We start from the raw sequence: 23,711 nt of genomic DNA, 5'->3' as shown, positions 1-23,711 counted from the left end.
CCCCGTCAGTTGGTTTTTCAGGAGTAGGCCCTTATGCCATTTGCACGTATATCACTGCACCGGGGAAAGTCTGCCGAGTATTTACAGGCCCTCTCGCAAGGGCTGCACGATGCGTTGGTAGAAAGCTTCGAAGTGCCGATGGCCGACCGGTTTCAGGTCATTCACCAACATGAAGCGGGCGAACTGATATTTGATCCAGGCTACCTGGGCGGTCCGCGCAGCCATGACTTTGTGCTGATCGCGATTACGGCCGGTCGCCCTCGAGACATCGAAACGAAACAGCGTTTCTATCGCAACCTGGTCGAGAAACTCAGCCGAGCGCCGGGCATCGATTCTGAGGATGTCATGGTGGTGATTACCACGACCGCGGCAGATGAGTGGTCGTTTGGTGGCGGACGGGGCAACTAGTTTTTGCTCTTAACGCTGTATTCCGTAAATGCGGGCCATCTGTGTCTATCGGCAGCATGGCCCGATTGATAGGGTCCGTGTTCACTCTCTGTTGATGAGGCAAAAATGGATCTTACCGCCATCCCCTTTGGGACTACCGATTGGTCGAAGATCGAATCTGTCGAGCACGCCGGCCAGACGGGCACGGCCTATTGGCGGACCTGCCAGTTTGGTTCGACGCGTGTGCGGATGGTTGAATACAGTCCCGGATATATGGCCGATCACTGGTGCTGGAGAGGGCATATCCTGTTGTGCCTGGAAGGCGAGTTACACACAGAACTGGAAGATGGCCGCCAGTTCACGCTGACTGCCGGAATGAGCTATCAGGTGGGCAACAATGCCGAGGGGCACCGGTCGTTCACCACCACCGGTGCGAAGTTGTTCATTGTGGATTGATGTGTCGGTTTTACGTCCCGCTGGAAAAGAACGCAGGCATCATCAGGCAGGATTAAATCGTCGGTCGTTTATATCGAATGGCGGTCTATGAATTTGAGTGCGACTCACGCTCTCGAAATCGTCAATGTTTTTAAGCCATTTGGCGTTTGAATATGCGCAAGCAGATGGGGTGTCAAAGCATCGTTGAGCGCATGAAGACAAACCGGACCAGAAAAGTTTATGGCCGTCAGAATAGCTTTGACTCTTTCCGGATCCGTATGGAAGACGTCCAATGCCAGCAGAGAACAGCCTTTATCCTGGAGTGCGCTCGCGGGATGAGCCCCATGTCCCCATTGAATGATGGTGGGGGCTGATCCTGTCAGGGGAAGGCTTCCGTCCTTCGGTATCGTTATTTGCCAGGACAATGTTCCTCGTGTCATAGGTTCGACATCCCCGACTATGTCGTGGCAGGAATCACTAATAGTGTGGATATCATCGGTCCGTGCAACCCATGTCGCCAGGCGTGCCGGCGAGTTGGGAGCAAGTTGATCAAGGCCGAACCAGCGAGGTCGGTCCGGGCGTTTGGCTGATGGGTCCACGGCAATCACTTCCAGGTAGAGCTGGGGGCCAAGGCGAAGCAGCCTGTTGTGGGTGCCCATGCGTGGATGGGCGCCGCCCGGTTGAAGGTCGACACCCAGCACCTCTGTGACGAACGCGCAGCCGGTATCGAGGTCCGGCGCCACGATAACAAGGTGATCGATAGTGCTTTTCATGCGCGCAGCTCCCTCATGAGACGTTCATCAACCGATTGTTGCGATCACCACTTGGCTTTAAAGCCCCAACTCCAAGGCCAGCAAGTCCGACAATGGTTGCGGGCGTCGAATCAATTTAGTTTGCCCTTGCTCGATCAACACTTCCGGCAACAGTGGACGGCTGTTGTAGTTGGATGACATCGAGGCACCGTACGCGCCGGTATCGTGCATGATCAGCAAGTCGCCAACCTGCGCTTCAGGCAGCAAACGGGGTGTGACACCCTGTTCATCCTGCGTAAAAATATCGCCGGATTCGCACAGGGGACCTCCCACTACACAGAGATGCTCCGGACGACTGACCGGGACACCCTGGGAGTCCAGCAAGGTCATGTGGTGATAGGCGCCATAGAGGGCTGGTCGCATCAGGTCATTGAAGCCGGCATTCACCAGGATGAAGTTTCGACTGCCTACTTTTTTTACCGCACGGACTTCGGTGACCAAACAGCCTGACTCGGCTACCAGGAATCGGCCTGGCTCGATCTCCATCCGTACCGGGTGAGCGAGAAAAGCCTCGATGTCCTGTTTGGCCTGGCGCCAGGCGTTCGCATAACGCTGGATATCCACCGGCTCATCCCCCACACGATAAGGCGTGGAAAGCCCCCCGCCTATGGAGAATGCTTCGATATCGTGGTCGAGTGCCCTCACGGCCGAGACCATTGCGCAGCCCACTTGCTCAAGGTGCGCGTAATCCACACCGGAACCGATATGCATGTGCAATCCCACCAGCTTCAGCCCGAATTGCCGAATCACGCTGAGCGCTTCTTGAACCTGGTCATGCCAGATTCCATGCTTGCTGTTTTCACCACCGGTATTGGTCTTGCGGCTGTGGCCGTGGCCGAACCCTGGATTGATCCGCAGCCAGACGCGATGGCCCGCAGACTGTTGGCCCAATTGACGGAGCATATCAATCGAGCCGGTATTGACCTCGATGTTCAGTTCGACGACACGTCGCAATGTCGCTTCATCGAACAGATCACAGGTCAGAACAATACCAGCCGGGTCACCGGCAGGGCTGTATCCAGCGAGCAGCGCCCGCTCGATTTCGCCCAGTGATACGGCATCGATCCGAACGCCTTGTTCGCGGATCAACCGGAGAATATGCAGGTTCGAGCAGGCTTTTTGCGCATATCGAATGACATCGAAGCCTTGCAGTTGGTCGATGCGTGCCCTGATGGTCTGGGCGTCATAACACCAGAGCGGGGTGCCGTGCTGTCTCGCAGTCTCGGCTAATTGCAGGAAAACGGAATGATCGGGCATGGAGGTATTCAATCTGAAGTAAAGAGAGAAGCCATCATGTCGACCATTCAGCATTCAATAAAATATCTATTCTTTGCTGCTCGATTCAGTTTTGATATGGGTCTTGATCAACTGGTGGAGGCCAGATGTGGGAATTTCCATACGGCATATCGAAGTCTTCCGCGCCATCATGCAGGCAGGGAGCGTCACCGGCGCAGCGCGTTTACTATTTACTTCCCAGCCCACGATCAGCCGAGAACTGGCGCGGCTTGAAAGTATCTCTGGCCTTCGGCTGTTTGATCGAGAGGGAGGGAGGCTAGTACCGACGGCTCAGGCCATTATGCTGCTCGAAGAGGTTGAACATTCCTACATTGGGTTGGAACGAATCAACAGCGTTGCACAATCGATCCGTCGCTTCGAACATGGCCAACTGAGCGTCGCCTGCCTTCCGATGTTGTCCCAGACCCTGTTGCCCAAGGCCTGTAAGCACTTTCAGCAACAGCATGTGGGCATAGGCTTGAGCATTGCTGCACAGGAATCCCCCTTACTGGAAGAGTCACTCAGCGCCCAGCGTTACGACCTCGGATTGACCGAGGGTGAGCATGTACCTCGAGGCACCCAAGGGGAATTGCTCTTTTGTTCCGACATGGTCTGCATACTTCCAGAGGGCCACCCTTTGCTGTCCAGGTCGCTCCTGGTAATGGAAGACTTTCGCGGTGTCGATTTCATCAACTTTTCGGGTCTGGATATCTATCGTCAGACGCTCGACGAGCACTTTCGCCGGGCCGGAGTCGATCGGCATACCGTTATTGAAACAACCAACGCCACATCGGTCTGTGCCATGGTCAGGCAACAGTTGGGGGTAGCGATTATCAACCCGCTGACTGCCGTGGAGGAGTCAGGCAGAGGATTGGCCATTCGGCCGATCAACGTGTCTATTCCCTATCGCGTTATGTTGATCAGGCCTGATTATCGACCTTCCTCTATCTTCGTCGACGCCTTCTGCAACTCGTTGAAGGATGAGGCGTTGTGTCTCGCCAATACTCTCGACAAGAGATTGGAAAGTGCCAATTGAAGCGTCGTAGCTACAAAAGATCAAAAGATCAAAAGATCAAAAGATCGCAGCCTTCGGCAGCTCCTACGGGGGCGGGTTTCGGGTCTGATACGGTTTTTTCTGGGCTATCTGCATCTGTAATGGAGTCAGCCTGCGGCTCACAATGACGGCACGGTCAGCAGTGGTGGCAGCCGCTGCGCCGCAATCTCATAACGTAGGAGGCCCCATGGGCAAGATGGCATTTTTCCTGGGTGGATTTCTGGTGTTGACCATTTTGATTGGTGCGCTTGCCACGATTTCTCCCGTTTAGTCTCTTCCTGCGATCCGCAAAAAGCACAACGCCTCCACACAGGGAGGCGTTGCGGGTTTTCAGTCAGCGTTACTTAAGATCAAACCGATCCAGATTCATCACCTTGACCCAAGCGGCCACGAAGTCTTTCACAAACTTCTCCTTCGCGTCGTTGCAGGCATAGACCTCCGCCAATGCCCTCAACTGCGCATTCGAGCCAAACACCAGATCAACACGCGTCCCTGTCCATTTGAGGTCGCCGGTTTTGCGATCGCGTCCTTCAAACTCTTCATTGGCCTGCGACACCGGTTTCCATTCCACGCTCATGTCCAGCAGGTTCTTGAAGAAGTCGTTGGTCAACGCCTCCGGCTGCTTGGTGAACACGCCGTGCCGGGTTTGTCCGACGTTGGTGTTCAGCACGCGCAGGCCGCCGATGAGCACGGTCATTTCTGGCGCGGTAAGTGTCAGCTGTTGCGCCTTGTCGATCAGCAAGGCCTCGGCCGGTACGCGGTAGCGGGTTTTGAGGTAGTTGCGGAAGCCATCGGCGGCGGGTTCGAGGAAGCCGAAGGATTCGACATCCGTCTGCTCTTGCGAGGCGTCCATCCGGCCGGCTGTGAAAGGCACCGTCACGGTGTGGCCGGCATTTTTTGCCGCTTGTTCGACCCCGGCGTTGCCAGCCAGCACGATCAGGTCGGCCAGCGAGATTTTCTTGCCATCAGCCTGCGCGCTGTTGAACTCGTTCTGGATGCTCTCGAGTTTCGCCAGCACGTTCGCCAGTTGCTGAGGCTGGTTGGCCTGCCAGGCATTCTGCGGAGCCAGGCGCAGGCGCCCGCCGTTGGCGCCGCCGCGTTTGTCGGAGCCACGGAAGGTGGAGGCCGCCGCCCAGGCGGTCGACACCAGTTGCGAGACGGTCAGGCCGCAAGACTGGAGTTTACTCTTGAGTGCGGCGATGTCGCTGTCGTTGACCAAGGCATGGTCGACCGCCGGGATGGGGTCTTGCCACAGGAGTACTTCGCTGGGCATTTCCGGGCCGAGGTAGCGGGAGAGGGGGCCCATGTCGCGGTGGATCAGCTTGAACCAGGCGCGGGCGAACGCATCGGCCAACTGATCCGGATTGGCGAGGAAGCGCCGCGAAATCGGTTCATAGATCGGGTCGAAGCGCAGGGACAGGTCCGTGGTCAGCATGGTCGGATTATGCCGCCTGGACGGGTCGTGAGCATCCGGAATGATACCCGCGCCAGCGCCACCCTTTGCTGTCCACTGGTTCGCGCCCGCCGGGCTCTTGGTCAGTTCCCACTCGAAGCCGAACAGGTTTTCCAGGTAGTTGTTGCTCCACTTCGTGGGGGTGGTGGTCCAAGTCACTTCCAGGCCGCTGGTGATGGTGTCGCCACCTTTGCCGCTGCCGAAGGTGCTCTTCCAGCCCAGGCCCTGCTGTTCCAGGCCTGCGGCTTCGGGCTCGGCACCGACGTTGTCGGCAGGGCCGGCGCCGTGGGTTTTACCGAAGGCGTGGCCGCCGGCGATCAGTGCCACGGTTTCTTCGTCATTCATGGCCATGCGCCCGAAGGTTTCGCGGATGTCCACCGCCGCAGCGACCGGGTCCGGGTTGCCTTCCGGGCCTTCGGGGTTGACGTAGATCAGGCCCATTTGCACCGCGGCGAGCGGGTTCTCCAGGTTGCGTCCGCTGGGTTCTTGCGTGGCATCTTTGTCTTTTCCGTAGCGTACGTCACCGCCCAGCCACGTGTTTTCGGTGCCCCAGTAGACGTCCTCATCCGGTTCCCAGACGTCTGGCCGGCCGCCTGAGAAACCAAAGGTCTTGAAGCCCATGGACTCCAGCGCGACGTTGCCGGTGAGTACGATCAGGTCGGCCCAGGAGATGTTGCGACCATACTTTTGTTTGATCGGCCAGAGCAGCCGGCGTGCTTTGTCGAGGCTGACGTTATCTGGCCAACTGTTGAGTGGCGCAAAGCGCTGCTGACCGGAGCCAGCACCGCCACGACCGTCACCGACGCGGTAGGTGCCAGCAGCGTGCCAGGCCATGCGGATAAAGAGCGGCCCATAGTGACCGAAGTCCGCAGGCCACCAGTCTTGCGAATCGGTCATCAGCGCATGCAGGTCTTGCTTGACCGCTGCAAAGTCCAGGCTTTTGAACGCTTTGGTGTAGTTGAAGCCCTCGTCCGTAGGGTCGGACAGGGGCGAGTGCTGGTGCAGGATCTTCAGATTCAGTTGGTTGGGCCACCAATCGCGGTTCGTCGTGCCGCCGCCAGCAGCGGCGTGATTGAACGGGCATTTCGATTCATTTGCCATGTGTGCGCTACCTTTGGTCGTGTTCATCCGGCTATCCGGCCCGGGGTGGGCGCGCAATAGCGACGAGCGAAATCAATGACATAGGCTGCAGCCGTGCGATCGATTGATCGTCGTGGTCACACGGGAAGTCCGGATAGTGGCAATCGAGTTGCCAGCACGGTGGCCCACGGCAAGCCTAGTACGCTTTCTGACTCATTCGTATCTTTTCTCAGGTCTCAACCGGCCGGCTCACGCCAGCGCTCCAGTAAGGTTAGACGCCTATAAAGCAGTCAGCTAATAGGTGAAGTATTGGGGGGTGATAGGCATAGTCTTTTACCTGAGCCCTCGAGATGGAGCCGCGGTTACGAGTCTCTTTTATCCAGCGTTGGCAAAACGTAATCTGTCGCACCGACCTTTGGATGGAACCAAACCAATGCTGCTCACCCACCGCCCCGTCAGTGCTGAAGATGTGTTGACGATTTGCGACTTTCCTCAAAATCCCCAAGAGCTTTTTTTCATGTTCCCGAAGGCGCAGTACCCGCTGACGGAAGCTCAGCTGCGAGCATCGATTGCTCAACGCTCGGACTCAACGGTGGTTGAAGGGGATAATGCTGTTGTCGGTTTTGCTAACTTTTATGCGTTTGAGCGCGATGGCGTTTGCGCGATCGGCAATGTGATCGTTTCGCCCAAGGCTCGGGGGAAAGGTGTCGCGAGGTTTTTGGTGGAAACGATGGTGGCGCTGGCGTTTGAGCGTCATCGGGCAAGCGAGGTGCAGCTTTCGTGTTTCAACGAGAACACGGCGGGGCTGCTTTTGTATCCCCAGCTTGGGTTTGTGCCGTTTGGGGTTGAGGAGCGGGTGTCGCAGGATGGGCGCCGTGTAGCGCTTATACAAATGAGAAAGACTGGGGGGCTCTGAGTATTTTGGGGCCGGGATTTGTGCTGTTTATTTGGGCCTCTTCGCGAGCACAAACACAGAAACTTTCAGATCAGATCTGAACACCAACCGGGGTGGGCGCACGGGCAATGACGCAGAGAGGCGAGTGACGGAAGGTATCGTATGATGAGCCTTTTCCGTTGACCGCCACCCAAGGATCCACCCGATGTCTTTAAGCAAACGCGATCAGGCACACCTCGAACGCCGCCTGGTCGCCACCCTGACCGAGGCGTGTGAAACAGCCAAAGCGGAAATAGTCGGGTTCTGCTGGCTGACCCATGAAGTTGATTACAGCGCCTTTCCTTCCAGCCTGAAGGTGATCTGGGTCTTCGATACGCAGGCCAACAAGAATCAGGCGCTGGCGAGCGGGCAGGGCGAGCGCATGGTCGAACTGACGGCCGTGGCGTTAAGTGAAGCGGACGTTCTCGTCAGCCCGGTAGCGGCCCATGTGCAGTTTGATTCGGAAGAACAATGTCAGCGCGCCAATGCCGGCAACTGGCAGCAACGCTTGGCGCCCAAGCGCTCGACGCGGGGTTGAAGCGTGGCCAAGGACATCGAAAATCCGTGTATTGCCGTTTGCCAGTTGAGCGGTGAGTTGTGTGTCAGTTGTGGTCGCACCAAGGACGACATCAGAAAATGGAAACGCATGAAGCGTCCGGAGAAAATGGCGGCGGTGCAGCGTGCGAGTTTGCGGTTGAAGGGGCTTCAGAAAAGGTGAAGCCTGTGAAAAGTCTGAAGCTCTAGGGCCGCGCACAAACCTCTCGAACACATTCACGCAACCATCGATGCGCCGAATCGGCATCCATCCGTGGGTGCCAGAGCATCGAAATGGTGATCGGCGGCAAGTCGAACGGGAGAGCGAAACTGTGCAGGCCGACGCGCAGGTTTCGGGTGTGTTGCGCGGGCACTGTGGCGATCAGGTCCGAGGCGCGAGCCAGCGCCAGCGCGGCCGAGAAGCCGCCGACGATGGTGACGATCTCCCGCTCCAGCCCCAGCGCTTCCAGGGCTTGATCCATCGGGCCCTTATCGAGCCCGCGCCGTGAGATCAGGATGTGCCGGCCTGTGGCATAACGGGAGGCGGTGACCTCGCCCTCGCTCAGCGAATGCCCCCTGCGCACGACGCCCATGAAACGATCTTCGAACAACGCGCGGGTGCGTACTTCCGGGCTCGTCGTGCCGCCGACCACGCCGGTTTCCAGGTCGACGGAACCGTCACGAAGCGCGGCGCTGTCCTTGCTCAGCTTCTGCACAAAGTGCAAGCGCACGCCGGGCGCTTGTTCACTGACGCGGGCTATCAACGCCGGTCCGAAGTTTTCGACAAAACCGTCGCTGGTGCGCAGCGTAAACGTGCGCACCAGGTGCTTGAGGTCGAGTTGTTCGGCGGGGCGCAAAACCGCTTCGGCGTCTTGCACCAAACGACTGACGTGTTCGCGCAATTCGAGCGCCCGGGGCGTCGGCACCAGGCCGCGTCCGGCCCGGACCAGCAGCGGGTCGCCCGTCGTTTCGCGCAATCGTGCCAGCGCCCGGCTCATGGCCGACGGGCTCAGGCGCAGTCGTTGGGCGGCGCGCGCGACACTGCCTTCGGCGAGCAGCACGTCCAGGGTAATCAGCAAATTCAGGTCAGGTGTCGTCATGCCTCAACATTAGCACGGCGTTGGGGTGGCATGGCGTTGAACGCAACTATCAAGTGCAAAGCATGCGCCTTCCGCCTTGTCATGCACGGGCATACGCTGCTGATCTACCTTTCAGACGTGGCCAGATAATGAAACTCATCACTCAATCAGGTTCGGTGCGCTGGGCGCTTGCGAGCCTTTCGCTGTCGATGTTGATGCCTTCACTCGACACCAGCATTGCCAATACAGGATTGCCGACGTTGGCCGAGGCGTTCGATGCTTCCTTCCAGCACGTGCAGTGGATCGTTCTGGCGTATCTGCTGGCGATCACCACGCTGATCGTCAGTGTCGGACGGCTCGGCGATATCGTCGGCCGTCGGCGCTTGCTGCTGGCGGGCATCACCATTTTCAGCCTGTCATCGCTGGCGTGCGGTGTGGCGCCGTCGCTTGGGTGGCTGGTCGGCGCCCGGGCAGTGCAGGGGCTCGGGGCGGCGATCATGCTGGCGCTGACCGTGGCGTTTGTCGGCGAGACGGTGCCGAAAGCACAGACCGGCAGCGCCATGGGATTGCTCGGAACGATGTCGGCGATCGGGACTACGCTGGGGCCGTCGCTCGGTGGGATGTTGATCGCCGGCGTAGGCTGGCAGGCGATTTTTCTGATCAACGTGCCGCTGGGTGTTCTGAATATCTGGCTCGCGTATCGCTATTTGCCTGCGGACTCGCGGCGGGCGAAAGCGGGGCGGGTGGGCTTCGACAAGACAGGCACGTTGCTGCTGGCGCTGACGCTCGCGGCGTATGCGCTCGCCATGACGATCGGCCACGGTGATGTTGGTCCGCTCAATATCGCGCTGTTGCTGGCGGCAGTTTTCGGCGCTGGAATTTTCATATTCGTTGAGGCCACGGTTGCATCGCCATTGATCAAATTGGCGATGTTCAGGCAGCCGGGATTGAGCGCAAGCCTGGCCATGAGCACGCTCGTTTCGACGGTAATGATGGCGACGCTGGTGGTCGGGCCGTTTTATCTTTCGGGTGCACTTGGGCTCGGTGCGGCGCTTGTCGGCCTCACCTTGTCGGTCGGCCCGCTGGTGGCTGCATTGAGTGGTGTGCCAGCCGGTCGCCTGGTGGACCGTTTTGGCACTCGACGCATGACCCTTGTCGGGCTCGCGGCAATGGCGCTCGGTGCGGGTGCTTTATCGATGATGCCCGCGGGGTTCGGTATCCTCGGTTACCTCGCGCCCATTGCGGTGATCACGGCCAGCTACGCGTTGTTCCAGGCGGCCAACAACACCGCGATCATGACCGACATCCGCCCGGACCAGCGCGGCGTGATTTCCGGCCTGCTCAGCCTGTCGCGCAATCTTGGGCTGATCACCGGGGCCTCGGTCATGGGCGCTGTGTTTACGCTCGCCTCGGCGACGGCAGACATCACCACAGCTTCTCCCGCAGCCATCGTCAACGGTATGCGGATCACGTTTGCCGTCGCCGGGGTGTTGATCGTCCTGGCCTTTCTAATCGCATTGGCGCCGCGAGTTTCACACTGCTGCACCGCATGCAGTAATGAACTGCAGTGAAGCTATATTGTTCAACTGAAATCGAATGCCGATACTCCCCCGTACGTCGCGGTAGGAGGCGATTGACGTCAACTTCCTCGATGTGACTCAGCGCAAGGGCGCCGTACCGCTCCCACAGGTTCCGCACCTTTTAGTGAGTGCCGCCGACGATTGCCGCTTGCGCCGTGCGCAACGCATGACGATTGCCACGGAACAACACCAGCGTTGCGATCAATCCCAGCACCGCCGCGCCACTGAGCCAGATCCCCGGCGCCGCCTTGTTGTCCAGCACATGGATCAGGTACGTACAGGCCGCCGGGGTGAACCCCCCGAACGTTGCGGTCGCCAGGCTGTAGGCCAGGGAGAAACCGGTCGTACGAACTTCCACCGGCATGATCTCGGTCAGGGCCACCACCATGGCGCCGTTGTACGAGCCATACAGGAACGACAGCCACAACTCGACAATCAGCAAATGGCTGAAGCTGGGGTTCGCCACCAGCCACGACAGTGCCGGATAAGCCGTGAGGATCGCCAGAATCGTCGCTGCCAACAGCAGGGGTTTGCGTCCGATCTTGTCGGAAAGCGCTCCCATCACCGGCAACCAGAAGAAGTTCGACAGGCCGATGCACACCGTCACCAGCAACGCATCCAGATCCGACAAATGCAGTTCGGCTTTGCCGAAGGTCGGGGTGTAGGCGGTGATCAGGTAGAACGACACCGTGGTCATCACCACCAGCGCCATGCCGGCGAGGACGATGCCGAAGTTCTGACCGATCGAGCGGACGATGTCCTGCAGGGTAGGGCGGTGTTTACGTGCCTGGAACTCCGGGGTTTCTTCCAGCGAACGGCGGATCACGAAGATTACCGGCACGATCATGCAGCCGATCAGAAACGGCACGCGCCAGCCCCACTCACCCATTTCTTCGGGGCTCAGCCAATGGTTCAAACCCACGCCGAGCAGGCCGGCGAATACCACCGCAGCTTGCTGACTGGCGGACTGCCAACTGACGAAGAAGCCTTTGCGGCCCGGTGTGGAAATTTCGGCGAGGTACACCGACACACCGCCCAGTTCCACACCTGCCGAGAAGCCTTGCAACAGACGACCGAACAATACGATCAGTGGCGCCGCGACACCTAGCGTGGCGTAACCCGGCACGCAGGCAATCAGCACGGTGCCGGCGGCCATCATCGCCAGTGTGATGATCAGGCCTTTGCGGCGGCCATGGCGGTCGATGTAGGCGCCGAGAAAAATCGCCCCCAGCGGACGCATCAGGAAGCCGGCGCCGAAAGTGGCCAGCGACAGCATCAGTGAAGCAAACGCGCTATCGGCAGGAAAGAAGGTTTTGGCAATGGCCGTGGCGTAAAAGCCGTAGACCATGAAGTCGAACATTTCGAGAAAGTTACCGCTGACAACGCGAAAAATCGCTTTGCCTTTGCTCGTGTTGGAAGACATTTGTAGGTACTCACGCTGGTAAGTCTTGTTTTGACTGACTGGCGCCGGGGCAGGCCTCGCTCCCATGCGCTCTGAGGCCCATAATGGCGGGCGCGGTTTTGAGGGGAGATGAAGATTTGTTAACTGGACGGTGGCGTGGGCTTGTGATGCTGGTCGGTGTTTTGTTCGGTTGCGGCAACGGCGACAGCCTGGAACGCTTCGACGGCCCGACCATGGGCAGCAGTTATTCGATCAAGTACGTGCGCCATGCCGGTCTTCCCGCCCCGGCGGAAGTCCGCGTCCAGGTCGAAAAGATCCTCGCTGATATCGATCAGCAGATGTCGACCTATCGCAGTGACTCCGACATCGAACGCTTCAATAACTTGCCCGCCAACCACTGCCAGACAATGCCTGCGCCGATCCTCGAATTGGTCCGCGTCGGCGAGCGATTGTCTTCGCAAAGCGAAGGCTCCTACGACCTGACGGTGGAGCCGCTGCTCAACCTCTGGGGATTTGGCCCGCAAGCGCGTGAGGAAAAAGTCCCGAGTGCCGAAGCGCTGGCCGAGGTGCAGCAGCGCGTCGGCCACAGCCACTTGCGCATCGACGGTGACCGGCTGTGCAAGGATGCTGCGGTCGAGGTCGACTTCAACAGCATCGCGGCCGGTTACGCGGTCGACACGATTGCCGCAAAACTTGAAGCGTTGGGCTTCCACGACTACCTAGCTGAAGCCACCGGCGAGCTCAAGGCCGTCGGCAAAAAACTCGACGGCTCACCATGGCGTATCGCCCTGGAAGAGCCCCGCGATGACCAACAAGTGGCCAAACGCATCATCGCTGTCGATGGCTATGGCGTGTCCACCTCCGGCGACTACCGTAATTATTTCGAGCAGGGTGGTCGGCGCTATTCCCACACCTTTGATGCCCGCACCGGAACACCGGTCCTACACACCCTGGCATCAGTCACGGTGATTCATCCTTCAGCATTGATGGCCGATGGCTTATCGACGCTGTTGCTGATTCTTGGCCCTGAACGGGGTTGGGACTATGCCCAAACCCACGACATTGCTGCATTCTTTGTGATTCGTGCCGATACAGGGTTTGTTACACGCACCAATCAGGCTTTTGAACGCCTGGCGGGTGATAAAACCGAGTGATTGCGGCATCAAAAGCATTTTTCGATGGCGTTGTAGTGCAGGCAAAACTAGCCTACGACGCGACCAAGGGTTAATGTGCGCGGCGTTGACGCTTCTATAGACTGTGTCCGGGTTCTGCACTGGCCCCAAATTGTTCCTTCGCGCCGCCGATCGGCGTGATTTAGCCGCAGGTGCCGAGGGCGCCGCGGCCTGTTCTGAGGAGTACGCATGGCTGTCTACAACTACGATGTGGTGGTGTTGGGTTCCGGCCCGGCGGGGGAAGGCGCGGCAATGAACGCCGCCAAGGCAGGGCGCAAGGTGGCGATGGTCGATAGCCGTCGGCAGGTCGGCGGCAACTGCACCCACCTGGGCACCATCCCGTCCAAGGCCTTGCGTCACTCGGTCCGGCAGATCATGCAGTTCAACACCAACCCGATGTTCCGGGCGATTGGTGAACCGCGCTGGTTCTCGTTCCCGGACGTGTTGAAAAGCGCTGAAAAAGTCATCTCCAAACAAGTCGCCTCGCGCACCGGCTACTACGCCCGTAACCGCGTCGACGTGTTCTTCGGCACCGGCAGCTTCGCCGACGAGCAAACCATCGAAGTGGTGTGCGCCAATGGCGTGGTCGAAAAACTGGTGGCCAAGCACATCATCATCGCTACCGGCTCGCGTCCTTATCGCCCGGCAGACATCGATTTCCATCACCCGCGTATCTACGATAGCGACACTATCCTCAGCCTCGGCCATACACCGCGCAAACTCATCGTCTACGGCGCCGGCGTGATCGGTTGCGAATACGCGTCGATCTTCAGTGGTCTGGGTGTATTGGTTGAGCTGGTGGACAACCGTGGTCAATTGCTGAGCTTCCTCGACTCGGAGATTTCCCAGGCCCTGAGCTACCACTTCAGCAACAACAACATCACGGTTCGCCACAACGAAGACTACGACCGCGTCGAAGGCGTAGACAACGGCGTGATCCTGCACCTGAAATCCGGCAAGAAGATCAAGGCCGACGCCTTGCTCTGGTGCAACGGTCGAACCGGTAACACCGACGCACTGGGTCTGGAAAACATCGGCGTGAAAGTCAACAGCCGTGGCCAGATCGAAGTCGACGAGAACTACCGCACCTGCGTGCCGAACATTTATGGTGCCGGTGACGTGATCGGCTGGCCGAGCCTGGCCAGTGCCGCTCACGACCAGGGCCGTTCGGCCGCTGGCAGCATTGTCGACAATGGCAGCTGGCGCTTCGTCAACGACGTGCCAACCGGCATCTACACCATTCCGGAGATCAGCTCGATCGGCAAGAACGAGCAGGAGCTGACTCAGGCTAAGGTGCCGTACGAAGTGGGCAAGGCGTTCTTCAAGGGCATGGCGCGTGCGCAGATCGCGGGCGAGCCGCAAGGCATGCTGAAGATCCTGTTCCACCGCGATACGCTGGAAGTGCTGGGCGTTCACTGCTTCGGTTATCAGGCGTCGGAGATCGTGCACATCGGTCAGGCGATCATGAACCAGCCGGGCGAACAGAACACCCTGAAGTATTTCGTCAACACGACGTTCAACTACCCGACCATGGCAGAAGCCTATCGGGTAGCGGCGTACGATGGCCTCAACCGGCTTTTTTGAGCGGCTCCGGCCGGTGGCCTGAGCCGGCCGGGGAGACCGATTTCAGCAATTCTCGAGCGTGGCGATGGCCAAACCGGGAAAGTCTGTAATCAGGCTGTCAACGCCGAAGTCGGCGAGCCTGCGCATCAGCGCGGGCTCGTTGACTGTCCACACCGACACATGCAGCCCCTGACGCTGCGCCTTCTGCAGGCGTTCCGGCGTACACAGGGTCCAGTTCAGCGCCAGCATCTCACAGCCATAGTTTTGCGCGACCTTCAGCGGGTCGAGCCAGGCGTACTCGGCCACCAGTCCGCGAGACACGTCCGGCACCAGGTCCAGCGCGGCTTTCAACACTTCGCGCGAACTCGACGTAATCGTGATCTTGTCCCGCATGCCGAAACGCTGCGCCATTTCACGGATCGCCAGCACGGTGGTCGCGGCACGGGTGCGTGAAGCGCTTTTGACTTCCAGCTGCCAATGATCGAAGTCGCATTTCTCGAATAATTCTTCCAGCGTTGGAATCGGGCAGGGCTTGATCCAGCCCGGGCCGCCCTTGCGCGCGTCGTAGGTCACCAATTGTGCGGCCGTGTGCTCGGCCACTTTGCCGCGGCGGTCGGTGGTGCGCTTGAGGGTCGGGTCGTGGATGACCATCAACTCGCCGTCCCTGGACAGGTGCAGGTCCAGTTCGCAGCGGCGCACGCCGTGCTTGAGGCATTGCTGAAAGCTGGTCAGGGTGTTTTCCGGTGCTTCGCCCTTGGCGCCGCGATGGCCGTAGATGAGAGTCACGGTTCTTCCTTAATTAATGGCCGGTTTCGTTTTGTTCGCGCGCCAGGCGTCGTTCTTGTGCCTGACGCTGCAAGATATAGCGGGCCAGCAATTGCCGCTGGGCATCGGACAAGTATTCGAACTCGGTGCCGATGTCATAGCCGTCGCCCTTGCGGTCGCAATGGGTGGCACGGGCCCGCAGCAACAGGCCGAGGGCTTGCGGCATCAGCACCAGTTTGACCGACAGGTGCGCGCCGATGGCGATGGGCGTCGGATGCTGAAAGTCGATGCCCCCTTCGGAGATGATCACTGGCTGCGGTTCGCCGATCTGTCCGAGTACGGTTAGGGCGACCACTTGGCTTAGCAGATCGATGCGTTTGTTCTGTGATTTCAGGAAAGCGGCAGTGTTGCGGTCGCGCTCGCTGATCTGGCGCAGCAGGTGTTGGGACTCGAATTCGCTCAGGTGCAGTTCGCTGAGCAGGTTGAACAGTGGGGAAGCATCCTGCAACACTTCCTGGCCTGCGGCTTCGGGAGCAGACAGGGGCCTAATTTCCAGTGCGATCGTGTCCTCGATACGGTAGTATTCGCGGCGATCTTCTTCATCTAATGTCGACATGGCGAACCCATGGTAGCGGCGGTGGTCTGAGTGTAAAGCTGGTTATCGACCCCCGCCACAAGGACGTTCCTTTTCCCTCCGAACAAGCCCCGACATGTTCAGACCTCTCTTCGTATTTATTGGCACGCGTTATACCCGTGCAAAGCGTCGCAATCATTTTGTGTCGTTCATTTCCCTGACCTCGATGATCGGACTCGCCCTCGGCGTGGTCGTGATGATCGTCGTGCTGTCGGTCATGAACGGCTTCGATCATGAAATGCGCACCCGCGTGCTGGGCATGGTGCCCCACGCGACCATCGAGTCCGGTGAGCCGATCAGCGACTGGCAAAGCCTGGCCGCCAAGGTCAAGCAGAACCCGCAGGTGGCGGCGGTTGCGCCCTTCGTCCAGATGCAGGGCCTGCTGACCAACAACGGCAAGGTGTCCAAAGTGCTGCTCAATGCCATTGATCCTGTGCAGGAACGGCAGGTGTCGATCATCGATAACTTCATGCAGCAGGGCAAACTCGACAACCTGGCGCCGGGCAGTTTCGGCATCGTCATCGGCGACAAGGCCGCGGCCAAGCTCGGCGTGGCGGTCGGCGACAAGCTGACGTTTGTCGCGCCGGAAGTCACCGTGACCCCGGCCGGGATGTTCCCGCGCATGAAACGCTTTACCGTGGTCGGCATCTTCCATGTCGGCGCCGGTGAGCTGGACGGCTATCTGGGCCTCACCAACCTGCAGGATCTGGCCAAGCTGCACCGCTGGCAACCGGATCAGGTCCAGGGTCTGCGGTTGAAGTTCGACGACCTGTTCCAGGCGCCGCGCACCGCGTGGACCATCGCCCAGCAGCTTGGCGATGACAAGTATTACGCCCGCGACTGGACCCGCACCCACGGCAATCTGTATCAGGCGATCCGCATGGAGAAAGCCATGATCGGCCTGCTGTTGCTGCTGATCGTCGCCGTCGCTGCGTTCAACATCATTTCCACGCTGGTGATGGTGGTGAACGACAAGAAGGGCGATATCGCGATTCTTCGCACTCTTGGCTCCACGCCGGGGCAAATCATGGCGATCTTCATGGTCCAGGGCACGGTCATTGGCGTGGTCGGTACGCTGATTGGCGCCGTGGTCGGGGTCTTCGCCGCGCTGAACGTCAGCGCCGCGATCTCGGCCCTTGAAGGGCTGATTGGCCACAAGTTCCTGAACGCCGACGTGTATTTCATCGATTACCTGCCGTCGCAAGTGCAGAGCCAGGATGTGTTGATGGTCTGCGCCGCCGCGTTGGTCCTGAGTTTCCTCGCCACCCTGTATCCAGCCTGGCGTGCCGCGCGCACCCAGCCTGCGGAGGCGCTACGTTATGAGTGAGTCGGGCATGAGTGATAAAGCAATCTTGAGCTGCCGCAACCTGGGCAAATCCTACGTGGAAGGCCCGGAATCGGTAGAGGTTCTGGCCGGTCTGCAACTGGAACTGCATCCGGGTGAGCGCGTGGCGATCGTCGGTACGTCGGGTTCGGGCAAAAGTACCTTGCTCAACCTGCTGGGCGGCCTCGATACACCGACCAAGGGCAGCGTCTGGCTGGCCGGTGAAGAACTGTCGGCACTGAACGAAAAGGCCCGTGGCCTGTTGCGCAACCGGTCGCTGGGTTTCGTTTACCAGTTCCACCACTTGCTGCCTGAGTTCACCGCGCTGGAAAACGTCTGCATGCCGCTGCTGATCGGTAAAACCGCGATCCCGCAAGCGCGTCAGCGTGCGACGGCGTTGCTGGAGCGGGTAGGGCTGGGCCATCGCCTGGAGCACAAACCGGCGGAATTGTCCGGTGGCGAACGCCAGCGTGTGGCCATTGCCCGCGCCCTGGTGAACAAGCCAGGCCTGGTGATGCTCGACGAGCCGACCGGCAACCTCGACTCCCACACCGCCCAGGGCATTCAGGATTTGATGCTGGAACTCAGCACCTCGATGCGCACGGCGTTCCTGGTGGTGACCCACGACATGAACCTGGCTCGCCAGATGGATCGCGTCCTGCATTTGCAGGAAGGTTGCCTGACCCCCATCTGATTGGCTGAAACCCGGCGCACTGAACAGTGCGTCGGGTCTTTTATTTTTATACGGTGCCCCAGCGAATGTTCAGACCGTTATCGATCTTTATCGGCACGCGCTATACCCGCGCCAAGCGCCGCAATCGCTTTGTTTCCTTCATCTCGATGACCTCGATGATCGGCCTCGCCCTAGGCGTGCTGGCGATGATCGTGGTGCTGTCGGTGATGAATGGCTTTCAGCGCGAAATGAGCTCGCGCATCCTTGGCATGGTGCCCCACGCGACCATCGTCGGCGTGAACCCTATCGACGATTGGCAGCCGGTGGCCGCCGCGGCGATGAAGAATCCTGAAGTCACCGCCGCCGTGCCGTTCACCGAGATGGAAGGCATGCTGTCCTACAAGGGCACGATGCAGCCGATCCAGGTCAGCGGTGTCGACCCGGCGCTGGAAGGCAAGGTGTCGATCGTTGCCAAGCACATTGTTCAGGGACGTCTCGACGCCTTGAAGCCGGGCGAGTTCGGCGTGGTGGTCGGCGAGATCACCGCTCGCCGCTTCCGTTTGAATGTCGGCGACAAGATCACCCTGATCGTGCCGGAAGTCAGCACCGCACCAGGCGGCATCACCCCGCGCATGCAGCGGCTGAACGTGGTGGGCGTGTTCAAGGTCGGCGCCGAGCTGGACGGTTCGATGGCGCTGATCCACATGGCCGATGCCGCGCAGATGCAGCACTGGCAGCCGAATCAGGTGCAGAGCGTGCGTCTGGCGGTGAAGGATCTGTACGCCGCGCCGCAAGTATCGAGCGATATCGCGACGGGCCTGGGCGCCGCTTACAAGGCTGACGACTGGACCCACACCCAGGGCAGTCTGTTCAGCGCAATGAAGATGGAAAAAACCATGATCGGCCTGTTGTTGCTGATGATCGTCGCCGTGGCGGCGTTCAACATCATCGCCACCCTGATCATGGTGGTGAACGACAAGGGCGCGGACATCGCGATCCTGCGCACCATCGGCGCGACACCTCGGCAGATCATGGCGATCTTCATGGTGCAGGGCACGGTGATCGGGATTGTCGGCACCTTGATTGGCGGCGTGCTGGGCGTGATCGCGGCGTTGAACGTCAGTGAACTGGTGGGCTGGATGGAGCGGGTCAGCGGGCAGCACATCTTCAGTTCCGATGTGTACTTCGTCAGTAACTTGCCGTCCGAATTGCAGGGGGCGGATGTGTTGTTGATCTGTTCCGCCGGTTTCATCATGAGCTTTCTGGCGACGCTGTATCCGGCGTGGCGGGCGGCGAAGGTCGAGCCGGCTACTGCGTTGCGGTATTCGTAAGCCTGTGTAGACCGCTATCGCGGGCAAGCCGGCTCCCACAGTGACCGAGTTGAATCACAATGCTGTGAACGACTCGAGACCCTGTGGGAGCGGCGATGCGGCGATCCGACTTGCCCGCGATAGGGCCGGCCCTGGGGCCCTCAATCCCCCTTCGGCAACTCAATCACAAACCGCGTCCATCCGTTATCCGATTCGCAACGAATCTGCCCACCATGGGCACGGATGATCGATTGGGTGATCGCCAACCCCAGCCCCGCATGCTCACTGCTGCCTTCCCGGCGCGCGGGGTCGGCCCGGTAGAAACGGTCAAACAAACGCGGCAACAAGTCTTCAGAAATCCCTTCACCACTGTTTTCAACGGTCAGGCTCAAGCCGATCGGTTGCTCGACAATCTTCACCCGCACCTCGCCACCGACCGGTGTAAACCGCAACGCATTGTCCAGCAAGTTGGAAAGCGCCCGGCGCAACATGCTACGGTCGCCCTGCATGCTTGCGCTGCCCTCACGACTCAACTTCACCTGAGCGTCTTCGGCCAGCGGCGCAAAAAACTCCAGCAACACGTCTGTTTCTTGCGCCAGTTCCAGCGGTTCGCGCTTGGGCATCAGCAAGCCGTGGTCAGCCTTGGCCAGGTACAACATGTCGTTGACCAGTTGCGCCATCCATTGCAGTTCTTCGAGGTTGCTGTGCAGCGCTTCGCGGTAATCCTCAAGGGGGCGAGGGCGTGTGAGCGTGACCTGAGTGTGGGTCAGCAGGTTCGACAGCGGCGTACGCAGTTCATGGGCGATGTCGGCAGAGAAGGCCGAAAGCCGCTGAAAAGAGTCGTCGAGGCGTCCGAGCATGGCGTTGAAGCTGTGGGCCATTTCTGCGAGCTCCGGCGGCATGTCTGCTTCTGGCAGCCGTGCGTTAAGCGATTGTGCGGAAACGCCGCTGGCCACCGCACTCATGCGTCGCAACGGGCGCAAACCACTGCGCGCCGCCCAGGCACCGAGCAGGGCGGTGGCCAGGGCCGACAAGCCGACCGTCAGCCAAATCAGATGCTGCATGCGCTGTAGAAAATGCTGGTGATGGGTGATGTCTAGCAGCAGGGTCAGTTGCGGCGAATCAGCTTTGTCGGGGTGCAACGGCGCGTTCAAGACGCGGTAATCCGTGCCGTCGTCGCTCATCGTCGACAGGCCTGGCTGGCGTGGCAAGTCTTTGGGTAAGCGGGCCGAGCTGTCGTACAGCCGTTGGCCGTCACTGCCAATGATGCGCAGCGAAAGATCGGCTTGTCGGCTCAATTCATCGGCCAGCCTAGCCTCGGCTTCGCTGGAGCGAATGTCATCCAGCGCCCGGCGCAAGCCAATCAGTTTGCCGTCCAGCAACTGCTGATCCAGCTCGACAAAGTGCGCCTCGCTGGCGCGGCTGAACAATACGCCGGCGAACAACGACACCACCGCGGTGCAGGCTGCGAACAGCAGCGCCAGGCGATTGCTTAATGAAAGTCGGCGCATCAGGCGGGGCGCTCTTCAAGGACGTAACCCATGCCACGCACGGTGTGGATCAACTTGTTCGGGAAATCGTCGTCGATCTTCAGGCGCAAACGGCGGATCGCCACTTCGATGACGTTGGTGTCGCTGTCGAAATTCATGTCCCACACCTGAGAAGCGATCAGTGACTTGGGCAGAACTTCGCCCTGGCGTCGTAGGAGCATTTCCAGCAAGGCGAATTCCTTGGCGGTCAGGTCGATGCGCTGACCGTTGCGTTCGACCCGACGGCGGATCAGGTCCAGACGCAAGTCGGCCAGTTGCAGGCTGGTTTCCTGAGGTGTGGCGCTGCCGCGACGCAGCAGGCTGCGAACCCGGGCCAGCAGTTCGGAGAAGGCGAAAGGTTTGACCATATAGTCGTCGGCGCCCAGTTCGAGGCCGTGGACCCTGTCCTCCACTGCGTCTCGCGCTGTAAGAAACAGTACCGGCGTGTCCAGGCCAGCACCGCGCACCGCTTGCAGAATCTGCCAGCCGTCGCGACCGGGCAGCATCACATCGAGAATCAACAAGGCGTAATCGCCGCTCAAGGCCAGTTGCTGGCCGGTGCTGCCGTCGGCCACCAGTTCGGTATTGAAACCGGCCTCGGTCAAGCCCTGGCGCAGGTAATGGCCGGTTTTCGGTTGGTCTTCGACAATCAGCAGTTTCATGGGCGACTCGGGTAGTTGGAACAGGTGCGTTATACCGTGGGCGGCGGCGATGCAGGCCAACCTGACAAAGTTGTAATCTGCCTGTCAGGTGGCTGGCAGAGCCCGCGGGTTAGAGTTTCCCACAAGCTGAACCTCATCTTGTTGGAGTGCGACTATGTTTTTGCGAAAGCGTCTGGGATTGGCCGCTTGCTTGCTGATACTGAGTGTAGGGCTAGAGGCCTCGCCGGCGCAGTCCTACGAATTCGGTCAACCGGCCTCGGCCGCCCAGGCTACCCGCAGCATTGAGGTGGTGATGGGCGACATGTCCTTCACCCCCAAGGCGATCGAGATCAAGGCCGGGGAAACCGTACGTTTGGTACTGGTGAATAAAGGCCAGTTGCTGCATGAATTCAACCTCGGCGACGCAGCGATGCATGCCAAGCATCAGCAGGAAATGCTCCAGATGCAGCAAAGCGGCATGCTGATGCCTACAGGCATGAAGGCAATGGATCACGGCTCCATGGCTGGAATGGATCACGGCGCCATGGATCACAACATGAAGCACGACGACCCCAACAGCGTGTTGGTGGAGCCGGGTAAAACCGCCGAGCTGACCTGGACCTTCACCAAGGCCACTAACCTGGAATTTGCCTGCAACATCCCCGGCCATTATCAGGCTGGTATGGTCGGCAATCTGACAGTCAGTCAGTAAGCACTCAAAGGCGGGAGCAAAGGCTGGTAGAATCCGCTGATTCTTCAGTCAGGTTTCCGCCATGCATCCCGCAGCCGAACATTCGCCGCTGGGCAAATCCAGCGAATACATCGCCACCTACACGCCGTCCTTGCTGTTCCCGATCCCGCGCACCGCGAAATGGGCCGAGCTGGGCCTGACGGCTGAAACCCTGCCGTACAAGGGCCTGGACTTCTGGAACTGCTTCGAACTGTCGTGGCTGTTGCCGTCCGGCAAGCCCGTGGTGGCGATCGGCGAATTCAGCATTCCGGCGGATTCGCCGAACATCATCGAATCGAAGTCGTTCAAGCTGTACCTCAACTCGCTGAACCAAACGGCGTTTGCCGACACCGCGAGCCTTGAAGCGACGCTGGTAAAAGACCTCTCGGCCGCTGCCGGCAAACCGGTGGGCGTACGGGTTCGCAGCCTGAAAGATGTTGAGGCAGAAGGCGTCGTGGCGTTGCCGGGTGTGTGCATCGATGACCTGGACATCAGCGTCAGCAACTATGAGCATCCGCGTCCGGAGCTGCTGCGGTGCGATGAGTCGCGCATTGTTGAAGAATGTGTGCACAGTCATTTGCTCAAATCCAACTGCCCGGTCACCAGTCAGCCGGACTGGGGCAGCGTGGCGGTGGAGTATCGCGGCGCGGCGCTGGATCACGCCAGTTTGCTGGAATACATCGTGAGTTTCCGTCAGCACTCGGATTTCCATGAGCAGTGTGTGGAGCGGATTTTCCTCGACCTTCAGCGGTTGCTGAAACCGGAGAATCTGACGGTGTATGCGCGGTATGTGCGTCGCGGCGGGCTGGACATCAACCCGTATCGCAGCACCGAAGAAGTGCAATTGCCGAACCATCGCCTGGTTCGTCAATAGAGATCCAATGTGGGAGCGAGCCTGCTCGCGGAGGCGGATTTTCAGTCAACATTAATGTTGGATGTGCCGGCCTCATCGCGAGCAGGCTCGCTCCCACAGGGGATTGCATTTGCAGACCCCGGATATGAAAAGCCCCGCTATCGATAGCAGGGCTTTTTTGCTTTTGGCGGGTTCAGATCCCCATGTTGCCCAAGGCTTGCACAATGTTGCGCAAGGTGCCGGCCAGGGTGGGATGTTCGAGTTCGAAGCGCTCAACGGCCAGGTTCACATTGTCGGCGAGGTTGGTGTCCTGGGTTTTGGTTTCCAGCTCAAGCTCCAGTTGGATCTGTTGCATCAGCGCGTGCAGGTCTTCGCGCTCGGCTTCAGTCAGTGGTGGATTCTGTTCCAATTGCTCGCGCAGTTTGTTGAGCTGTTCTTGCAGTTCGCGGGCAGGCATGGCGTTCTTCCTTTTCTCGATAGGCACTGGCATAG

24 protein-coding genes are annotated in these 23,711 nt (G+C 59.5%); 14 read left to right on the top strand and 10 right to left on the bottom strand.

Features of this window, described 5'->3' with window-relative positions; translation table 11 throughout:
• Positions 1-33 precede the first annotated feature (33 nt).
• On the top strand, positions 34-408 hold the full coding sequence (locus AACY49_RS16930; RefSeq protein WP_258696502.1) for a tautomerase family protein: 375 nt from the start codon (positions 34-36) through the stop codon (positions 406-408).
• Positions 409-513: 105 nt separating this feature from the next.
• Complete coding sequence (locus tag AACY49_RS16925; protein WP_258696501.1) at positions 514-843, top strand: DHCW motif cupin fold protein; 330 nt, start codon at positions 514-516, stop codon at positions 841-843.
• Positions 844-947: 104 nt separating this feature from the next.
• On the opposite strand, the gene AACY49_RS16920 is transcribed toward AACY49_RS16925, so the two are convergent.
• Both AACY49_RS16920 and lysA read right to left on the bottom strand, forming a co-directional pair.
• Positions 948-1,595 (bottom strand): VOC family protein, encoded by a 648-nt coding sequence (locus AACY49_RS16920; RefSeq protein WP_339525206.1) that lies wholly within the window; start codon positions 1,593-1,595, stop codon positions 948-950.
• Between the two features lie 57 nt (positions 1,596-1,652).
• Positions 1,653-2,891, bottom strand: a complete 1,239-nt coding sequence (gene lysA, locus AACY49_RS16915) for a diaminopimelate decarboxylase (protein ID WP_339525226.1) — start codon at positions 2,889-2,891, stop codon at positions 1,653-1,655.
• A 127-nt stretch (positions 2,892-3,018) separates the two neighbouring features.
• On the opposite strand from lysA, the gene AACY49_RS16910 reads away from it, so the two are divergent.
• Positions 3,019-3,945: a LysR family transcriptional regulator gene (locus tag AACY49_RS16910; RefSeq protein WP_339525204.1), complete on the top strand. Its 927-nt coding sequence runs from the start codon at positions 3,019-3,021 to the stop codon at positions 3,943-3,945.
• A 358-nt stretch (positions 3,946-4,303) separates the two neighbouring features.
• Here the strand turns inward: AACY49_RS16910 and katG are convergent, their stop codons facing one another.
• Positions 4,304-6,544, bottom strand: coding sequence for a catalase/peroxidase HPI (gene katG, locus AACY49_RS16905; RefSeq protein ID WP_320391105.1), 2,241 nt, complete (start codon positions 6,542-6,544; stop codon positions 4,304-4,306).
• A gap of 385 nt (positions 6,545-6,929) precedes the next feature.
• On the opposite strand from katG, the gene AACY49_RS16900 reads away from it, so the two are divergent.
• The 3 genes from AACY49_RS16900 to AACY49_RS16890 all read left to right on the top strand — a co-directional run bounded on the left by AACY49_RS16900 (position 6,930) and on the right by AACY49_RS16890 (position 8,148).
• Positions 6,930-7,412, top strand: coding sequence for a GNAT family N-acetyltransferase (locus AACY49_RS16900; RefSeq protein WP_258696497.1), 483 nt, complete (start codon positions 6,930-6,932; stop codon positions 7,410-7,412).
• 184 nt (positions 7,413-7,596) lie between these two features.
• Positions 7,597-7,968: a hypothetical protein gene (locus AACY49_RS16895; protein WP_320391104.1), complete on the top strand. Its 372-nt coding sequence runs from the start codon at positions 7,597-7,599 to the stop codon at positions 7,966-7,968.
• Between the two features lie 3 nt (positions 7,969-7,971).
• Complete coding sequence (locus AACY49_RS16890) at positions 7,972-8,148, top strand: DUF1289 domain-containing protein (RefSeq protein ID WP_320391103.1); 177 nt, start codon at positions 7,972-7,974, stop codon at positions 8,146-8,148.
• A 22-nt stretch (positions 8,149-8,170) separates the two neighbouring features.
• On the opposite strand, the gene AACY49_RS16885 is transcribed toward AACY49_RS16890, so the two are convergent.
• On the bottom strand, positions 8,171-9,064 hold the full coding sequence (locus AACY49_RS16885; RefSeq protein WP_339525201.1) for a LysR family transcriptional regulator: 894 nt from the start codon (positions 9,062-9,064) through the stop codon (positions 8,171-8,173).
• A 128-nt stretch (positions 9,065-9,192) separates the two neighbouring features.
• On the opposite strand from AACY49_RS16885, the gene AACY49_RS16880 reads away from it, so the two are divergent.
• Positions 9,193-10,614 (top strand): MFS transporter, encoded by a 1,422-nt coding sequence (locus AACY49_RS16880; RefSeq protein WP_339525199.1) that lies wholly within the window; start codon positions 9,193-9,195, stop codon positions 10,612-10,614.
• 130 nt (positions 10,615-10,744) lie between these two features.
• Here AACY49_RS16880 and AACY49_RS16875 read toward each other — a convergent pair whose 3' ends face one another.
• Complete coding sequence (locus tag AACY49_RS16875; RefSeq protein WP_258696492.1) at positions 10,745-12,046, bottom strand: MFS transporter; 1,302 nt, start codon at positions 12,044-12,046, stop codon at positions 10,745-10,747.
• Between the two features lie 146 nt (positions 12,047-12,192).
• On the opposite strand from AACY49_RS16875, the gene AACY49_RS16870 reads away from it, so the two are divergent.
• Entirely contained in the window at positions 12,193-13,179 is a 987-nt protein-coding gene (locus AACY49_RS16870) for an FAD:protein FMN transferase (RefSeq protein ID WP_339525197.1), read from the top strand.
• A 207-nt stretch (positions 13,180-13,386) separates the two neighbouring features.
• Positions 13,387-14,781, top strand: coding sequence for a Si-specific NAD(P)(+) transhydrogenase (gene sthA, locus AACY49_RS16865; RefSeq protein ID WP_105346766.1), 1,395 nt, complete (start codon positions 13,387-13,389; stop codon positions 14,779-14,781).
• Positions 14,782-14,823: 42 nt separating this feature from the next.
• Here sthA and AACY49_RS16860 read toward each other — a convergent pair whose 3' ends face one another.
• Both AACY49_RS16860 and AACY49_RS16855 read right to left on the bottom strand, forming a co-directional pair.
• Positions 14,824-15,546 (bottom strand): glycerophosphodiester phosphodiesterase, encoded by a 723-nt coding sequence (locus tag AACY49_RS16860; RefSeq protein WP_339525193.1) that lies wholly within the window; start codon positions 15,544-15,546, stop codon positions 14,824-14,826.
• Between the two features lie 13 nt (positions 15,547-15,559).
• Entirely contained in the window at positions 15,560-16,141 is a 582-nt protein-coding gene (locus AACY49_RS16855; RefSeq protein ID WP_339525191.1) for a PilZ domain-containing protein, read from the bottom strand.
• A 94-nt stretch (positions 16,142-16,235) separates the two neighbouring features.
• On the opposite strand from AACY49_RS16855, the gene AACY49_RS16850 reads away from it, so the two are divergent.
• From AACY49_RS16850 to AACY49_RS16840, 3 genes are all read left to right on the top strand, one after another.
• Entirely contained in the window at positions 16,236-17,486 is a 1,251-nt protein-coding gene (locus tag AACY49_RS16850) for a lipoprotein-releasing ABC transporter permease subunit (RefSeq protein WP_339525189.1), read from the top strand.
• 7 nt (positions 17,487-17,493) lie between these two features.
• Complete coding sequence (lolD, locus tag AACY49_RS16845; protein WP_258696486.1) at positions 17,494-18,177, top strand: lipoprotein-releasing ABC transporter ATP-binding protein LolD; 684 nt, start codon at positions 17,494-17,496, stop codon at positions 18,175-18,177.
• A 65-nt stretch (positions 18,178-18,242) separates the two neighbouring features.
• The gene (locus AACY49_RS16840) at positions 18,243-19,487 is read left to right on the top strand and encodes a lipoprotein-releasing ABC transporter permease subunit (RefSeq protein WP_258696485.1); all 1,245 of its coding nucleotides are present in this window, start codon (positions 18,243-18,245) and stop codon (positions 19,485-19,487) included.
• Positions 19,488-19,627: 140 nt separating this feature from the next.
• Here the strand turns inward: AACY49_RS16840 and AACY49_RS16835 are convergent, their stop codons facing one another.
• Positions 19,628-20,977 (bottom strand): heavy metal sensor histidine kinase, encoded by a 1,350-nt coding sequence (locus AACY49_RS16835; RefSeq protein WP_339525187.1) that lies wholly within the window; start codon positions 20,975-20,977, stop codon positions 19,628-19,630.
• Positions 20,977-21,657 (bottom strand): heavy metal response regulator transcription factor, encoded by a 681-nt coding sequence (locus tag AACY49_RS16830; protein WP_339525185.1) that lies wholly within the window; start codon positions 21,655-21,657, stop codon positions 20,977-20,979. The genes AACY49_RS16835 and AACY49_RS16830 overlap by 1 nt, the downstream gene beginning before the upstream one ends.
• A 154-nt stretch (positions 21,658-21,811) precedes the next feature.
• Here AACY49_RS16830 and copI point away from each other — a divergent pair, with 154 nt between their 5' ends.
• Entirely contained in the window at positions 21,812-22,348 is a 537-nt protein-coding gene (gene copI, locus AACY49_RS16825) for a copper-resistant cuproprotein CopI (protein WP_339525183.1), read from the top strand.
• Positions 22,349-22,409: 61 nt separating this feature from the next.
• Complete coding sequence (gene queF / locus AACY49_RS16820; RefSeq protein WP_339525181.1) at positions 22,410-23,240, top strand: NADPH-dependent 7-cyano-7-deazaguanine reductase QueF; 831 nt, start codon at positions 22,410-22,412, stop codon at positions 23,238-23,240.
• A gap of 172 nt (positions 23,241-23,412) precedes the next feature.
• Here the strand turns inward: queF and AACY49_RS16815 are convergent, their stop codons facing one another.
• Positions 23,413-23,676: a DUF4404 family protein gene (locus AACY49_RS16815; RefSeq protein WP_019649409.1), complete on the bottom strand. Its 264-nt coding sequence runs from the start codon at positions 23,674-23,676 to the stop codon at positions 23,413-23,415.
• Positions 23,677-23,711: the final 35 nt, after the last annotated feature.

This window comes from Pseudomonas sp. EL_65y_Pfl2_R96, from assembly GCF_963970905.1.
GTDB lineage: Bacteria > Pseudomonadota > Gammaproteobacteria > Pseudomonadales > Pseudomonadaceae > Aquipseudomonas.
Note: the sequence above shows the minus strand (reverse complement) of the source record. Positions and strands in the feature narration are given on the sequence as shown.

Bases quoted from the DNA above. Each gene is read 5' to 3' on its own strand.
- AACY49_RS16840 (WP_258696485.1), top strand. From the start codon at position 18,243: ATGTTCAGACCGTTATCGATCTTTATCGGCACGCGCTATACCCGCGCC.
- AACY49_RS16830 (WP_339525185.1), bottom strand. From the start codon at position 21,657: ATGAAACTGCTGATTGTCGAAGACCAACCGAAAACCGGCCATTACCTG.
- AACY49_RS16920 (WP_339525206.1), bottom strand. From the start codon at position 1,595: ATGAAAAGCACTATCGATCACCTTGTTATCGTGGCGCCGGACCTCGAT.
- AACY49_RS16835 (WP_339525187.1), bottom strand. From the start codon at position 20,977: ATGCGCCGACTTTCATTAAGCAATCGCCTGGCGCTGCTGTTCGCAGCC.
- AACY49_RS16875 (WP_258696492.1), bottom strand. From the start codon at position 12,046: ATGTCTTCCAACACGAGCAAAGGCAAAGCGATTTTTCGCGTTGTCAGC.
- katG (WP_320391105.1), bottom strand. From the start codon at position 6,544: ATGAACACGACCAAAGGTAGCGCACACATGGCAAATGAATCGAAATGC.
- AACY49_RS16930 (WP_258696502.1), top strand. From the start codon at position 34: ATGCCATTTGCACGTATATCACTGCACCGGGGAAAGTCTGCCGAGTAT.
- AACY49_RS16895 (WP_320391104.1), top strand. From the start codon at position 7,597: ATGTCTTTAAGCAAACGCGATCAGGCACACCTCGAACGCCGCCTGGTC.
- lysA (WP_339525226.1), bottom strand. From the start codon at position 2,891: ATGCCCGATCATTCCGTTTTCCTGCAATTAGCCGAGACTGCGAGACAG.
- AACY49_RS16870 (WP_339525197.1), top strand. From the start codon at position 12,193: ATGCTGGTCGGTGTTTTGTTCGGTTGCGGCAACGGCGACAGCCTGGAA.
- AACY49_RS16880 (WP_339525199.1), top strand. From the start codon at position 9,193: ATGAAACTCATCACTCAATCAGGTTCGGTGCGCTGGGCGCTTGCGAGC.
- AACY49_RS16855 (WP_339525191.1), bottom strand. From the start codon at position 16,141: ATGTCGACATTAGATGAAGAAGATCGCCGCGAATACTACCGTATCGAG.
- AACY49_RS16925 (WP_258696501.1), top strand. From the start codon at position 514: ATGGATCTTACCGCCATCCCCTTTGGGACTACCGATTGGTCGAAGATC.
- AACY49_RS16850 (WP_339525189.1), top strand. From the start codon at position 16,236: ATGTTCAGACCTCTCTTCGTATTTATTGGCACGCGTTATACCCGTGCA.
- copI (WP_339525183.1), top strand. From the start codon at position 21,812: ATGTTTTTGCGAAAGCGTCTGGGATTGGCCGCTTGCTTGCTGATACTG.
- AACY49_RS16815 (WP_019649409.1), bottom strand. From the start codon at position 23,676: ATGCCTGCCCGCGAACTGCAAGAACAGCTCAACAAACTGCGCGAGCAA.
- lolD (WP_258696486.1), top strand. From the start codon at position 17,494: ATGAGTGATAAAGCAATCTTGAGCTGCCGCAACCTGGGCAAATCCTAC.
- queF (WP_339525181.1), top strand. From the start codon at position 22,410: ATGCATCCCGCAGCCGAACATTCGCCGCTGGGCAAATCCAGCGAATAC.
- sthA (WP_105346766.1), top strand. From the start codon at position 13,387: ATGGCTGTCTACAACTACGATGTGGTGGTGTTGGGTTCCGGCCCGGCG.
- AACY49_RS16900 (WP_258696497.1), top strand. From the start codon at position 6,930: ATGCTGCTCACCCACCGCCCCGTCAGTGCTGAAGATGTGTTGACGATT.
- AACY49_RS16885 (WP_339525201.1), bottom strand. From the start codon at position 9,064: ATGACGACACCTGACCTGAATTTGCTGATTACCCTGGACGTGCTGCTC.